The following is a 12647-nucleotide window of genomic DNA, read 5'->3' as shown; positions in this document are numbered from 1 at the left end:
GTTCGGGCGTGAAGGGGATCCCGAGGAGCTCCTTGAGCTGCTCGGGATCGGTGAGTACGGGGGCGCGCCCGGACTCGTACGCGGTCACAGCGGTCACCTCGAAAGGCTAGCCGCCGCCACCGACATCGCGGCTCGGCGTCTCATTCGACGGTCTGCCGGCCCTCGGGGCGGGCGCTGCACGCGCTGCGGAAGGAGCAGCGTGTGCAGTGTTCGCCGGTGGCGGGGGCGAAGCGTTCGTCCAGGACCCGTCCGGCGGCGGTGGCCAGCAGGTCCCCGACCCATGCGCCGGACGTGCCGCCGTCGAGCGGCTGCTGCGCCTGGATCTTCGGGACCTCGTCGCCGCCGTCCTTCTTCGCGGCGCCCTGGCGGAGCTGGACGAGTTCGGCGCCGCCGGTCTCGGGCCGCGTCCCGTCGAAGACCTCGTCGACGGCGCCCTCGCGGACGGCGAGCTGGTAGACGGCGAGCTGCGGGTGGCGGGCGACCTCGTCCCTGGTGGGCGCGCCCTTGCCGGTCTTGAAGTCGACGACGTACGCGCGGCCCTGCGGGTCGGCCTCGACGCGGTCCATGGAGCCGCGGATGCGGACGGCGTACTCGCCGGCGTCGAGGGTGACGTCGAAGTCGTGCTCGGTGGCGACGGCGGCGCGGCCGCCGCGGTCGGTGGTGTGCCAGCGCAGGAAGCGTTCCAGGGCGGCGCGGGCGTTGTCCTTCTCCTGGCGGGACTTCCAGGGGGCGTCGAAGGCGAGGGCGTCCCAGACGGAGTCGAGGCGCTCCATGAGGACGGCGAGGTCGGCGGGGGTGCGGCCGGAGGCGACCTCGTCGGCGAGGACGTGGACGACGTTGCCGAAGCCCTGGGCGGCGGTGGAGGGGGCGTCGGCCTTGACCTCGCGGCCGAGGAACCACTGGAGGGAGCAGGTGTTGGCGAGCTGGTCCAGGGCGCTGCCGGAGAGGGCGACGGGGCGGTCGCGGTCGCGGAGCGGGACGGTGGAGGCGGTGGGCTCGTACAGCCCCCACCAGCGCTGCGGGTGCGCGGCGGGGACGAGCGGGCGGTCCTCGTCGTCGGTGAGCGCGGCCAGGCGGGCCAGGCGGCGGGCGGCGGCGTCGCGCAGGGCGGGCGAGGCGGCCGGGTCGACGGTGGTGGCGCGGAGTTCCGCGACGAGCGCGGGGACGGCGAGGGGGCGGCGGGGGCGGCCGGTGACGTCCTTGACCGGTACGCCGAGTTCGGTGAGGAAGCGGGAGGGCTGGTCGCCGTCCTCGGCGGGGGCCTTGACGGCGGTGACGACGAGGCGGTGGCGGGCGCGGGTGGCGGCGACGTAGAAGAGCCGGCGCTCCTCGGCGAGGAGGGCGCCGGGGGTGAGGGGTTCGGCGAGGCCGTCGCTTCCGATGCGGTCGGCTTCGAGGAGGGAGCCGCGGCGGCGGAGGTCGGGCCACAGGCCCTCCTGGACGCCGGCGACCACGACGAGGCCCCACTCCAGGCCCTTGGAGCGGTGGGCGGTCATGAGGCGGACGGCGTCGGTGCGGACGGCGCGGGTGGTGAGGGTGTCGGCGGCGATGTCCTCGGCGTCGAGCTGTTCGAGGAAGTTGAGGGCGCCGCGGCCGCCGGTACGCTCCTCCGCGCGGGCGGCGGTGTCGAAGAGGGCGCAGACCGCGTCGAGGTCGCGGTCGGCGTTGCGGCCGGCGGCGGCGCCGCGGCGGGCGCGGCGCTCCAGGCGCTGCGGCCAGGGAGTGCCGTCCCAGAGGGTCCACAGGGCCTCTTCGGCGGTGCCGCCGCCCTGGAGGAGCTCGCGGGCCTTGCGCAGGAGCAGGCCGAGGCGTTGCGCTCCGCGGGCGTACGCGGGGTCGTGCGCGGTGAGCCGCTCGGGCTCGGCGAGGGCGCGGGCCAGCAGGACGTCGGAGGGCGCGGGGACGGTGACCCCGGCGGCCCGCTCCTCGTCGCGCAGGGCCCGGCCGAGCCGCCGCAGATCGGCGGCGTCCATCCCCCCGAGCGGCGACCCGAGCAACTCGATGGCCGCCTCGACCCCGACCCACCCGTCGCCTCCGGCGGTCTCCGGGTCCGGCCCCGCCCCGGCGGCGGCGTCGGGCCGGTCCTGCGGACCGGGGAAGGTTTCCCGCCCGCCCGCCCCGAGGTCGCGAGCGGGCTCGCCCGCCCCGGCGCGGCCGGCATCCGGCTCCGCCGGGCCGCCCTCGGCGCCTTCGGCGCCCGGAACCGAGCCCGACGCCGGTGTGGCGGAGCCCGGTTCCGGGTGGGCCGCGGTGGCCTCGGCGCGCGGAGCGGGCAGGTCCGCACCCGCCACCGGGGCGGCGGAGCCGGGGTCCGGGTCGGTCGGGGTGGTCCCGGTGGCGGCCGGGGCCGCGGCGGCCGTGGCCGTGATGCGCAGGGCCGTCAGGAGGGGGGCTACGGCCGGTTCGTGGCGGAGGGGGGTGGTCGAGGAGCCGGTTTCCGCCGGGACGCCCGCCGCGATCAGGGCGCGCCGCATCGCCGGAAGGGTGCGGCCGCCGGCGCGGACCAGGACGGCCATGTCCCGCCAGGGCACGCCGTCCTCCAGGTGGGCCCGCCGCAGCACGTCGGCGATGTTGTCGAGCTCGGCGCCGGCCGTCGGGTACGTGTACGCCTCCACCCGGCCCCCCTCCCGTACCGGCTCCAGCGCCCGGTGGGCCCGGACGGCGGCCGACGGCAGGCGCGGCACCGGCATGCGGGTGGTCAGCAGGCGGGTGGCGGCCAGCAGCGCGGCGCCCGAGCGGCGGCCGACGGTCAGCGCGCGGACGGCCGCGCCCGGGAAGGCCGACTCGAAGTCGAGGGTGTTGTTGATGTCGGCGCCCCGGAAGGCGTAGATCGACTGGTCCGGGTCCCCGAAGGCGACCAGGGTCCCGCCCGGGCCGTTCAGCGCGCGCAGCAGCCTCAGCTGGGAGGCGTCCGTGTCCTGGTACTCGTCCACGAAGATCACGTCGTACGCGGAGGCGAGGGACGGGGTGCGCTCCGCGAGGAGCACCGCGCGGTGCAGGAGCTCCGCGTAGTCCAGGGCGCCCTGGAGGTCGAGGACGTCGAGGTACTCGGAGAGGAACGCCGCGGCCGCCTTCCAGTCCGGGCGGCCTGTGCGCCCGGCGAAGTCGGACAGGGCTCCCGGGCCCAGGCCCAGCTCGCGGGCGCGGGCCAGGACGGCCCGGACCTCGTCCGCGAAGCCGCGCGTGGTGAGCGCGGCCCGCAGGTCGTCCGGCCAGCGGATGGAGCCGAGCCGGCGCTGCCCCTCCAGCAGGGTGCGGACCATCACGTCCTGCTCCGGGCCGGAGAGCAGTCGCAGCGGGTCGGCGAAGAGCTCGTGGTCCTGATGGGCGCGGACCAGGCCGTAGCAGAAGGAGTGGAAGGTGGTGGCCTGCGGGGCGCGGGCGCCGCCGAGCCGCAGGGCCGCGCGGTCGCGGAGTTCGACCGCGGCCTTGCGGCTGAAGGTGAGGATCAGGATGCGGGCGGGGTCGACCCCGGCATCGACCCGGGCGGCGGCCGCCTCGACCAGGGTGGTGGTCTTGCCGGTGCCCGGTCCGGCCAGCACCAGCAGGGGTCCGCGGGTGTGATCAACCACCGCGCGCTGCGCTGCGTCCAGGACAGGGGGAGCCACCTGTTCCGGCCCGGTGCGCACCAGCCGGTACGCGTCAGGGGTCCGCGTACGCCGCTCAGAGCGGCCGGAGGAAGAGGTGATCACGTGGTGTGCCGGTCCTGGTGGGTCTGCGGTTGCCGCGGTCTCCGCGGTACCCGCGGTGGCCGCGTCTGCGGTGGCGGAGTCGTCGGCGGGCGCGACCGCCGTGGCCGCCGCGTGCGCCGAAGAGGCAACGCTACGCCAACCGCGCGGGCCGCCGCAGTTCCTCCCGGCGGGCGGGAACGTCGCCCCGGAGGCCCGCGGGGTCGTCCCCCGTACGGGCCTTCGACCCTCCGCCCGCGTCCCGCATGGCGGAAGCTGTCAGGTGTGAGCCTCGTCGCCTCCGTCCCCCTCCTCACGGCCGTCCCAGCGTGCCCGCCGCATCGCCAGCCGCGGCTCGCCGGAGGGGGTCTCGCGCAGCGGGGTGCCCTCCGTCCGGTAGTGCTCCAGGGCCCGTCGCTCGCTGCCGGGCAGGGGCACGCCGTCCGCCCGCACCACGCGCCACCAGGGCACGGCTCCTCCGTACAGGGCCATGACGCGGCCGACTTGGCGCGGTCCGCCCTCGCCGAGCCACTCCGCCACGTCCCCGTACGTCATCACCCGGCCGGGCGGAATCCGCTCGGCCACCTCCAGCACCCGCTCCGCGTACGCGGGAAGCTCTTCGCTCATTCGGGACATGGTGCCGGATGCCGGAGAGGCACCGGCGGAAGCCTTCCTTCCGTACCGGCGCGCACCCTGCTGCCCCCCTCGGCCGCCGGTCCGTGCCACCATCTTCCGGGCGGTGACTGGTGATACGTGATCAAGAAGAGACGGATGTGACGGCGAAGGAGCAGGGTGTGAGCCCTCCGGACGGTGCGTCGAGGGACGAGGGCGCGCGCCCCGACAACGGCGCGCCCGCGGACTCCGGCGCGCCCTCCGGCGGCGACGCGCACCCGGACGCGGCACGCCCCGGAGGCGTACGCCCGCAGGCCCCGCGCCCCGGGACCGCGCGCCCGGAGCCCGTGCTCCCGGAGCCCGCGCGCCCCGAAGGCGCTGCCGCGGCCGTGCCCGAGGGGCCCGCCTGCGACGCGCACCCCGACGACCCGCCCGGTCACACCCCGACGGCGGCCGACCGGGTCGAGGTCGACGAGCCGCTGCTCGCCGCCCGCGTGCACCGGCCCTCCGACCTCGTACGGCTCCTCGTCGGCGTCCTCGGCATCGCGGTCGTGCTCTGCATCGCCGCCTTCGCCCACGGCACCACGGCCGGCCTGGAACAGGACATCACCAAGGGCACCGGCCAGGCACCCGACCTGCTGATCAAGGTCGCGGGCCTGGTGTCCTCGATCGCGGTGCTCCTCGTCCCCGTGGCCTTCGCCATCGAGCGGCTGATCAAGCGCGACGGACTGCGCATCGCGGACGGGGTCCTCGCCGCCGTCCTCGCGCACGGGGTCACCCTCGCCACCGACATGTGGGTCTCCCAGGCGGCCCCCGAGACCATCCAGGAGGCGCTGACCCGCGCCGCCGACGCCACCGGGGCCCTCACCGACCCGGTGCACGGCTACCTCGCGCCCGTGATCGCGTACATGACCGCCGTCGGGATGACGCGGCGGCCACGCTGGCGCGTGGCGCTGTGGGTGGTCCTGCTGCTCGACGCCTTCGCGATGCTGGTCGGCGGGTACACCACACCGTTCTCGATCATCCTGACGGTGCTGATCGGCTGGAGCGTCGCGTACGGAACCCTCTACGCGGTCGGCTCGCCCAACGTCCGCCCCACCGGTCAGCACCTCCTCGCGGGCCTGCGCCGCGTCGGCTTCCAGCCGGTCAGCGCGATGCGCGCGGAGACCCACGAGGGGGACGGCGCCGGCGACCGGGGGCGGCGCTACCACGTCACCCTGGAGGACGGGCCCGCGCTGGACGTCACCGTCGTGGACCGCGAACAGCAGGCGCAGGGCTTCTTCTACCGGGTCTGGCGCCGGCTGACCCTGCGCGGGATCACCACCCGGCGCAGCATCCAGTCGCTGCGCCAGGCCCTGGAACAGGAGGCCCTCCTGGCCTACGCGGCCATCGCGGCCGGGGCGAACGCGCAGCGGCTGATCGCCACCTCCGAGCTGGGCCCGGACGCCGTGATGCTCGTCTACGAGCACCTGGGCGGGCGGAGCCTGGACGCGCTGCCCGACGAGGAGATCACCGACGAGCTGGCCCACAACGCGTGGGAACAGGTACGGGCCCTCCAGTCGCGCCGGATCGCGCACCGCAGGCTCACCGGGGACGCGCTGGTGGTGGATCGTTCCGGCAAGGTCATCCTCACCGACTTGCGGGGCGGCGAGATCGCGGCCGGCGACCTGGTGCTGCGGATGGACATCGCACAGCTGCTGACCACGCTCGGCCTGCGGGTCGGCGCGGAGCGGTCGGTGGCCGCGGCGGTGGCGGTGCTCGGCCCGGACGCGGTGGCCGACTGTCTGCCGCTGCTCCAGCCGATCGCGCTGAGCCGCTCCACCCGGGCGACCCTGCGCAAGCTCGCCCGGGAGCGGGCGGACCGGGAACGGGAAGCCGTACTGGAGTCCTCGCGGGCGGAGAAGGCGGCGCGCGAGGCGGGGGTGGCCTCGGCCAGCCCCGCGGCCGAGCGCAAGGCCGAGAAGCGGGCGCTGGACGACGCCCTCGAAGAGGCGCGGGAGGAGGACCTCCTCAGCCAGATCCGGCGGCAGGTGCTGCTGATCCGCCCGCAGGCCGACGTGGAGCCGGCCCGGCTGGAACGCATCCGGCCCCGCACCCTGGTGTCCTTCATCGCGGCCGCCTTCGCGGCGTACTACCTGCTCACCCAGGTCGCCGGCCTGGACTTCGCGACCATCCTCGCGGAGGCCCAGTGGGGCTGGGTCGGTGCGGCCTTCGCCTTCTCGGCGCTCAGCTACTTCGCCGCCGCGATGAGCCTGCTGGGCTTCGTACCGGAACGGGTGCCGTTCCTGCGGACGGTGCTCGCACAGGTGGCGGGCTCCTTCGTGAAGCTGGTGGCTCCGGCCGCGGTCGGCGGCGTCGCGCTGAACGCCCGCTTCCTCCAGCGGTCCGGGGTCCGGCCCGGGCTCGCCGTGGCGAGCGTGGGCGCCTCGCAGCTCTTCGGGCTGGCCAGCCACATCGTGCTGCTGCTGTCCTTCGGCTATCTGACCGGGACCGAGAAGACCCCGGAGATGACCCCGTCCCGCGCGGTCATCGCCGGTCTGCTGACGGTGGCCGTGCTGGTGCTCGTGGTGACGGCGGTGCCGTTCCTGCGGAAGTTCGTCGTGACCCGGGTGCGGGCCCTGTTCGCGGGGGTCGTCCCGCGCATGCTCGACGTCCTGCAGCGGCCGCAGAAGCTCCTGACCGGCATCGGCGGGATGCTGTTGCTGACCGGCTGCTTCGTGATGTGCCTGGACGCCTCGATCCGCGCGTTCGGCGGCGGGGAGACCATCAGCTACGCCAGCATCGCGGTGGTCTTCCTGGCCGGCAACGCCCTGGGTTCGGCGGCGCCGACGCCGGGCGGCATGGGCGCGGTGGACGCCACGCTGACGCTGGGTCTGGTCGCGGCGGGTCTGGACAAGCAGCTCGCCCTCTCGGCGGTGCTCCTCTTCCGCACGATGACCTTCTGGCTGCCGGTCCTGCCGGGCTGGATCTCGTTCAACTTCCTGACCCGCAAGGAAGCCATCTAGCCGTCAAGGGGGAGCTTCCCGTACCGGGCGGAACCGAAGGGTCTGACCGAAAGCACGAGGCGCCGACCCCCGCCGGCGTCTCCGTGGACGAGGGCGCGGAGTCCCTGATGGCACTGCGCCCCGAGGCCGTGGAACTGGCGGCCGCCGTCGGGCTCGGCGACGCCCTCTGCGACCCGGCCCGGTCCCCCACCGCCATCTGGACCCACGGCGGGCTGCGGCCGCTGCCGGCCTTCGCGGCGGCGGAGCTGCTGCGGCCGCACGCGCCGCTGGCCGAGGCCGGACCGTCGGCGATCCCGCACGCCTCCTCCGCCGTCATCACCATGGCCTTCTCCCACGGCCGGGCCCACTGCCTCCCGGAGGGGAACGGGTTCCTCGTACCGCCGGCGGACGGGCACGTCCTCAAGGCGGCGTCCTTCCTGTCCAACACGTGGGCCTGGCTGCACGAGGCGGCACCCGCCACGTGCGTACTGCGCGCGTCCGTCGGGCGGACCGGCGAGGACGAGCCGCCGGCCCGCCCGGACCGGCACCTGATCCGGGCCGCCGTCACCGGACTCCACCGCGCGGTGGGCCCGAGGGGCGAGCCCCTCGCCGCGCGCGTCACCCGCGGGGACCGCGGCCTGCCCCAGTACGGCGTCGGCCACCGCGACCGCGTCTCCCGCATCCGCGAGGCCGCCGCGAAGCTCCCGTCCCTGGCCCTGTGCGGAGCGGCGTACGAGGGCGTGGGCGTGGCGGCCTGCGTGGCCACGGCCCGCACGGCGGCCCGCCGGCTCCGGCCCTGAGGCCCCGCCCCGGGTCGCCCGGACGGGTCAGCGCGGGGGCGGGGGGCGGGGTGGGGGGCGAGGATGGGGGTATGCCCCGAATCGTTCCGCGGACAGCCGCTGCCGCCGCCCTCGCCGCCGCGCTGCTCACCACCAGCGCCTGTTCCGACGGCGGCGGGACCGAGACGAAGCAGCGGGCCGGCGGCCTCAAGAGCGCCGAGGCCCTGAAGTGGGGCGAGTGCAGCGCCCCCACGGCCGCCCAGGGCGGTGGGCAGACGCCCGGCAAGGACTGGCAGTGCGCCACCCTCGAAGTGCCCCTCGACTACGCGGACCCCGAGGGCAAGACCATCCCGCTCGCCCTGATCCGCGCCAAGGCCCGCGACAGCAAGCACCGCCTGGGCTCCCTGGTCTTCAACTTCGGCGGCCCCGGCGGCTCCGGCATCACCACCCTCCCCGGCGCCGCCCAGGAGTACGCGGCCCTGCGCGACCGGTACGACCTGGTGAGCTTCGACCCCCGCGGGGTCGGCCGCAGCGCCCCGGTGCTCTGCGAGAACGACCAGCAGCTCGACGCCTACTACGCCCAGGACTCCACCCCCTCCACCCCGGAGCAGGAGAAGGCCTTCACCGACGGCATCAAGAAGTACCAGCAGGCCTGCCGGAAGAACTCCGGGGGCGTCCTGCCCCACGTCGGCACCGAGAACGCCGCCCGCGACCTGGACCGCATCCGCCAGGCCCTCGGCGACGAGAAGCTGAACTACTTCGGCATCTCCTACGGCACGGAGCTCGGCGGGGTCTACGCCCACCTCTTCCCGAAGAACGTCGGCCGGGCCGTCTTCGACGCCGTCGTGGACCCGACGAAGAACTCCGAGGAGGGCGCGCTCGGCCAGGCGAAGGGCTTCCAGCTGGCCCTCGGCAACTTCGCCCAGGACTGCGTCAACCGCGGCGACGAGTGCCGGCTCCAGGGCAGCACGGCCAAGGAGGTCGAGGCGAACGTCATCAAGCTCCAGAAGGCCCTGGCCGCCAAGCCCATCGCGGGCATCGGCGCCCGCATGCTCACCGAGTCCGCCGCCACCAACGGCATCGCCCAGGCCCTGTACTCCAAGGAGCTGTGGCCGCTGCTGGAGGAGGGGCTGGACGAGGCCGAGGGCGGGCAGGGCCAGCTGCTGATGGCCCTGTCGGACGCACTCAACGGCCGTGACCAGCAAGGCCGTTACAGCAACATCGGCGCGGCCAACACCGCCGTCAACTGCGCCGACTCCAAGGAGCGGTACACGCTCGCGCAGACCAAGGCCAAGCTGCCGGAGTTCCGTGCGGCCTCGCCCGTCTTCGGGGACTTCCTCGGCTGGGCCATGATGAGCTGCACGGACTGGCCGGTCGCGGGCGCCTGGGAGACCCCGGACGTCTCCGCCCCCGGCTCCGCGCCGATCCTGGTGATCGGCAACACCGGCGACCCGGCGACTCCGTACGAGGGCGCGCGGAACATGGTCGAGCGGCTCGGCAAGGGCGTGGGCGTGGAGCTCACGTACAAGGGCGAGGGGCACGGCGCGTACAACAGCGGCGACGCGTGCGTGCAGAAGGCGGTGAACGGCTACCTGCTGGACGGGAAGGTGCCGGGCGCGAACAGCGTCTGCACCCCCGCCTCCACGTCCACCCCCACGTCCGCCCCCACCCCCGCCTAGCCCCCCGCCCGGACACGCCGAAGGGGCCGTACCCGGCGCGGGTACGGCCCCTTCGAACGCGCTGCCTAGTAGACCGGCTTCTCGGGCTCGATCTGGTGGACCCAGCCGATGACGCCGCCGCCGACGTGCACCGCGTCCGCGAAGCCCGCGGACTTCAGGACCGCGAGGACTTCCGCACTGCGGACACCCGTCTTGCAGTGCAGGACGATGCGCTTGTCCTGCGGCAGGTCCTGGAGGGCGGTGCCCATCAGGAACTCGCCCTTGGGGATCAGCTTCGCGCCGGGGATCGAGACGATCTCGTACTCGTTCTTCTCGCGGACGTCGATGATCTCGATGGGCTCGTCGCTGTCGATCCACTCCTTGAGCTGCTTGGGAGTGATCGTGGAGCCGAGCGCGGCCTCCTGGGCCTCCTCCGACACGACGCCGCAGAAGGCCTCGTAGTCGATGAGCTCGGTGACGGTCGCGTTCGGGCCGCAGACCGCGCAGTCGGGGTCCTTGCGGACCTTGACCTGGCGGTACTGCATCTCCAGGGCGTCGTAGATCATCAGACGGCCGACCAGCGGCTCGCCGACGCCCGTGAGGACCTTGATGGCCTCGGTGACCTGGATGGACCCGATGGACGCGCAGAGCACGCCCAGCACGCCGCCCTCGGCGCAGCTCGGGACCATGCCCGGCGGCGGGGGCTCCGGGTAGAGGCAGCGGTAGCACGGGCCGTGCTCGGACCAGAAGACCGAGGCCTGGCCGTCGAAGCGGTAGATCGAGCCCCACACGTACGGCTTGTTCAGCAGCACGCAGGCGTCGTTGACCAGGTAACGGGTGGCGAAGTTGTCCGTGCCGTCGACGATGAGGTCGTACTGGCTGAAGATCTCCATCACGTTCTCGGCTTCGAGCCGCTCTTCGTGAAGGACCACGTTGACGTACGGGTTGATGCCCAGCACGCTGTCACGGGCCGACTCGGCCTTGGAACGGCCGATGTCCGCCTGGCTGTGGATGATCTGGCGCTGCAGGTTCGACTCGTCGACCTCGTCGAACTCCACGATGCCCAGCGTGCCCACGCCGGCCGCGGCCAGGTACATGAGGGCGGGGGAGCCGAGGCCGCCCGCGCCCACGGCCAGCACCTTGGCGTTCTTCAGGCGCTTCTGGCCGTCCATCCCGACATCCGGGATGATCAGGTGGCGGGAGTACCGACGGACCTCGTCAACGGTGAGCTCAGCAGCTGGCTCTACCAGGGGTGGCAGCGACACGGGGACTCCGTAGATGGGTATGTCTGAACGGTGGTTCTTCCCGTAACACTGCCACGCCCCTCTTCATTCCGAGACACCCGGTCCGATCCGCGAGACGATTTCGTCCCAGTACCCGGGCATCGAGGCCCAGGGATCCCGGTCCGGGGCGGCCCGCCGGTCCGTGAACCAGACCGTGCCGGCGCCCTGCCAGCGGGCGATCCGCAGCGCCTCCTCCAGGTGGGTGCGCGGCACCCCGTGGACGAGGTGGCAGAACCGCTCGGGCGGGTGCTCGGCCGTCCACTCCGCCACCTGCGACCAGCGGTAGTCGGCCCAGGTCCCGGAGAAGGTGACCAGTTGGTCGGCGATCCGCGCGTAGCCCTCGCAGGGGTGCGTGCCGTGTCCGAGGACGATCCTGAGGTCCGTGCCGAGCCCGCGCAGGGTGTCGGTGACCCGGCGGACCGGGGCGAGGCCGGCCCGGTCCGCGGGGGCCCCGGCGAGGTAGAAGCCGCCGACGCCGTACCAGTCGCGGAAGCGGTGGGCATCGGAGACCAGCTCCCCGAAGGACCGGGTCCCGTCTCGCATGGCGAGATGACCGAGGACGACGCCGCCCGACTGCCTGAGCTTCGCGGCGGCCTCGGTGCAGTGCGGGTCGGGCCGGCCGCCCGGGCCGTCGGCGACGTTGAGCACGGCCCAGTGCAGCGGGGTGCCGGGGCGGGTCAGCTCGGCCCACTCCACCGGGGCGAGCAGCGGGTGCGCGTACCCGGGGATGCCCAGGCCCAGCCGCCCGGCTCCGGTTCCGGCCGTCGCCGTGGCTCCCGGCGGGGTGGTCAGATGCGGCACGCCGCCTCCATCCAGATGTCGGCCAGGGACTCCTCCAGGTTGATCCGGGGCCGCCAGCCGAGCCGGTCGCGGGCGGTGCGCACGTCGGCCTGCTGCCAGGCGCCGCAGCCGTCGGGGTAGGGGAACGGCTGGGGGGCCGCGGCGGCGATCTGCTCGGCGGTGGCCTCGGAGCGGGGCGCGCCGATGGCGGCCAGGCCCTGTGGGCGGCCGGGGTGCCCGTGCAGGACCCCGCCGTGCTGCGGCCCGCCGTGCGGGACGTCCAGTTCGTTCAGGGCGCCGCCGTACCCGGCGACCCGGGCCAGGACGGCCGCCGCGTCGCGCAGCCGGACCGCGCGGCCGGTGCCGATGTTGACCACGCCCTGGGCGGCGGACAGCGAGGCGGCGTGCACGGCCCGCGCGACGTCCCGTACGTCGACGAAGTCGCGCTGCACGCCGAGGCCGCTGAGCTTCAGTTCGCCGTCCCCGGACTGCATGGCGCGCCGCATCGCCTCGGCGAGCCGGCCGAGCGGGGAGCCGGCCGGGGTGCCGGGGCCGACGGGCGAGAACACCCGCAGGACGACGGCGTCCAGCCCGGAGCCGAGCACCAGCTCGGTCGCGGCGAGCTTGCTGACCCCGTACGGTCCGCCGGGTCTCGGCACGGCGTCCTCGGCCGTGGACGAGCCGGGCTGGCTGGGCCCGTACTCGGCGGAACAGCCGAGCTGGACCAGCCGGGCGCCGCAGCCGCTGCGGCGCAGCGACTCGCAGATGGTGGCGACGGCGACGGTGTTGTGCCGGGTGAGTTCCCGGGCGCCGCCGCGGGTGGCGCCCGCGCAGTTGATGACGACGCCGGGGTGGACGGCGTCCAGGAAGCGGGTGAGCGCGC

The 12647-nt window shown here is 74.8% G+C and carries 8 protein-coding genes; 3 read left to right on the top strand and 5 right to left on the bottom strand.

Going from position 1 to position 12647, the window contains the following annotated elements; genetic code table 11:
• Positions 1 to 140 precede the first annotated feature (140 nt).
• Both ACFV0Q_RS28615 and ACFV0Q_RS28610 read right to left on the bottom strand, forming a co-directional pair.
• Positions 141 to 3692 carry a UvrD-helicase domain-containing protein gene (locus ACFV0Q_RS28615; protein ID WP_385009246.1) on the bottom strand — a complete coding sequence of 1184 codons (3552 nt, stop codon included), beginning with the start codon at positions 3690 to 3692 and terminating at the stop codon, positions 141 to 143.
• A gap of 255 nt (positions 3693 to 3947) precedes the next feature.
• Positions 3948 to 4295: an MGMT family protein gene (locus ACFV0Q_RS28610; RefSeq protein WP_385009245.1), complete on the bottom strand. Its 348-nt coding sequence runs from the start codon at positions 4293 to 4295 to the stop codon at positions 3948 to 3950.
• Positions 4296 to 4462: 167 nt separating this feature from the next.
• Between ACFV0Q_RS28610 and ACFV0Q_RS28605 the strand changes: the two genes are divergently transcribed.
• The 3 genes from ACFV0Q_RS28605 to ACFV0Q_RS28595 all read left to right on the top strand — a co-directional run bounded on the left by ACFV0Q_RS28605 (position 4463) and on the right by ACFV0Q_RS28595 (position 9722).
• A complete protein-coding gene (locus tag ACFV0Q_RS28605) occupies positions 4463 to 7285 on the top strand; it encodes a lysylphosphatidylglycerol synthase domain-containing protein (RefSeq protein WP_385009244.1) in 2823 nt (940 codons plus the stop codon).
• Positions 7286 to 7392: 107 nt separating this feature from the next.
• The gene (locus tag ACFV0Q_RS28600) at positions 7393 to 8064 is read left to right on the top strand and encodes a protoporphyrinogen/coproporphyrinogen oxidase (RefSeq protein WP_385009243.1); all 672 of its coding nucleotides are present in this window, start codon (positions 7393 to 7395) and stop codon (positions 8062 to 8064) included.
• A gap of 71 nt (positions 8065 to 8135) precedes the next feature.
• A complete protein-coding gene (locus ACFV0Q_RS28595; RefSeq protein ID WP_385009242.1) occupies positions 8136 to 9722 on the top strand; it encodes an alpha/beta hydrolase in 1587 nt (528 codons plus the stop codon).
• 65 nt (positions 9723 to 9787) lie between these two features.
• On the opposite strand, the gene moeZ is transcribed toward ACFV0Q_RS28595, so the two are convergent.
• The 3 genes from moeZ to ACFV0Q_RS28580 all read right to left on the bottom strand — a co-directional run.
• Positions 9788 to 10966, bottom strand: coding sequence for an adenylyltransferase/sulfurtransferase MoeZ (gene moeZ, locus ACFV0Q_RS28590; RefSeq protein ID WP_385009241.1), 1179 nt, complete (start codon positions 10964 to 10966; stop codon positions 9788 to 9790).
• A gap of 63 nt (positions 10967 to 11029) precedes the next feature.
• On the bottom strand, positions 11030 to 11785 hold the full coding sequence (locus ACFV0Q_RS28585; RefSeq protein WP_385009240.1) for a spherulation-specific family 4 protein: 756 nt from the start codon (positions 11783 to 11785) through the stop codon (positions 11030 to 11032).
• Positions 11773 to 12647 (bottom strand): NAD-dependent epimerase/dehydratase (locus ACFV0Q_RS28580; RefSeq protein ID WP_385009239.1); only part of this gene is annotated, 875 nt, incomplete at its 5' end. The genes ACFV0Q_RS28585 and ACFV0Q_RS28580, both read right to left, overlap by 13 nt.

It is taken from the genome of Streptomyces sp. NPDC059564 (assembly GCF_042735575.1).
In the GTDB taxonomy this organism is placed as follows: domain Bacteria; phylum Actinomycetota; class Actinomycetes; order Streptomycetales; family Streptomycetaceae; genus Streptomyces.
The sequence above is the reverse complement of the archived record's forward strand: the minus strand, read 5'-3'. Positions and strand labels throughout refer to the sequence as shown.

Coding starts and splice junctions, on each gene's coding strand:
- ACFV0Q_RS28610 (WP_385009245.1), bottom strand. CDS start 4,295: ATGAGCGAAGAGCTTCCCGCGTACGCGGAGCGGGTGCTGGAGGTGGCC.
- ACFV0Q_RS28600 (WP_385009243.1), top strand. CDS start 7,393: ATGGCACTGCGCCCCGAGGCCGTGGAACTGGCGGCCGCCGTCGGGCTC.
- ACFV0Q_RS28595 (WP_385009242.1), top strand. CDS start 8,136: ATGCCCCGAATCGTTCCGCGGACAGCCGCTGCCGCCGCCCTCGCCGCC.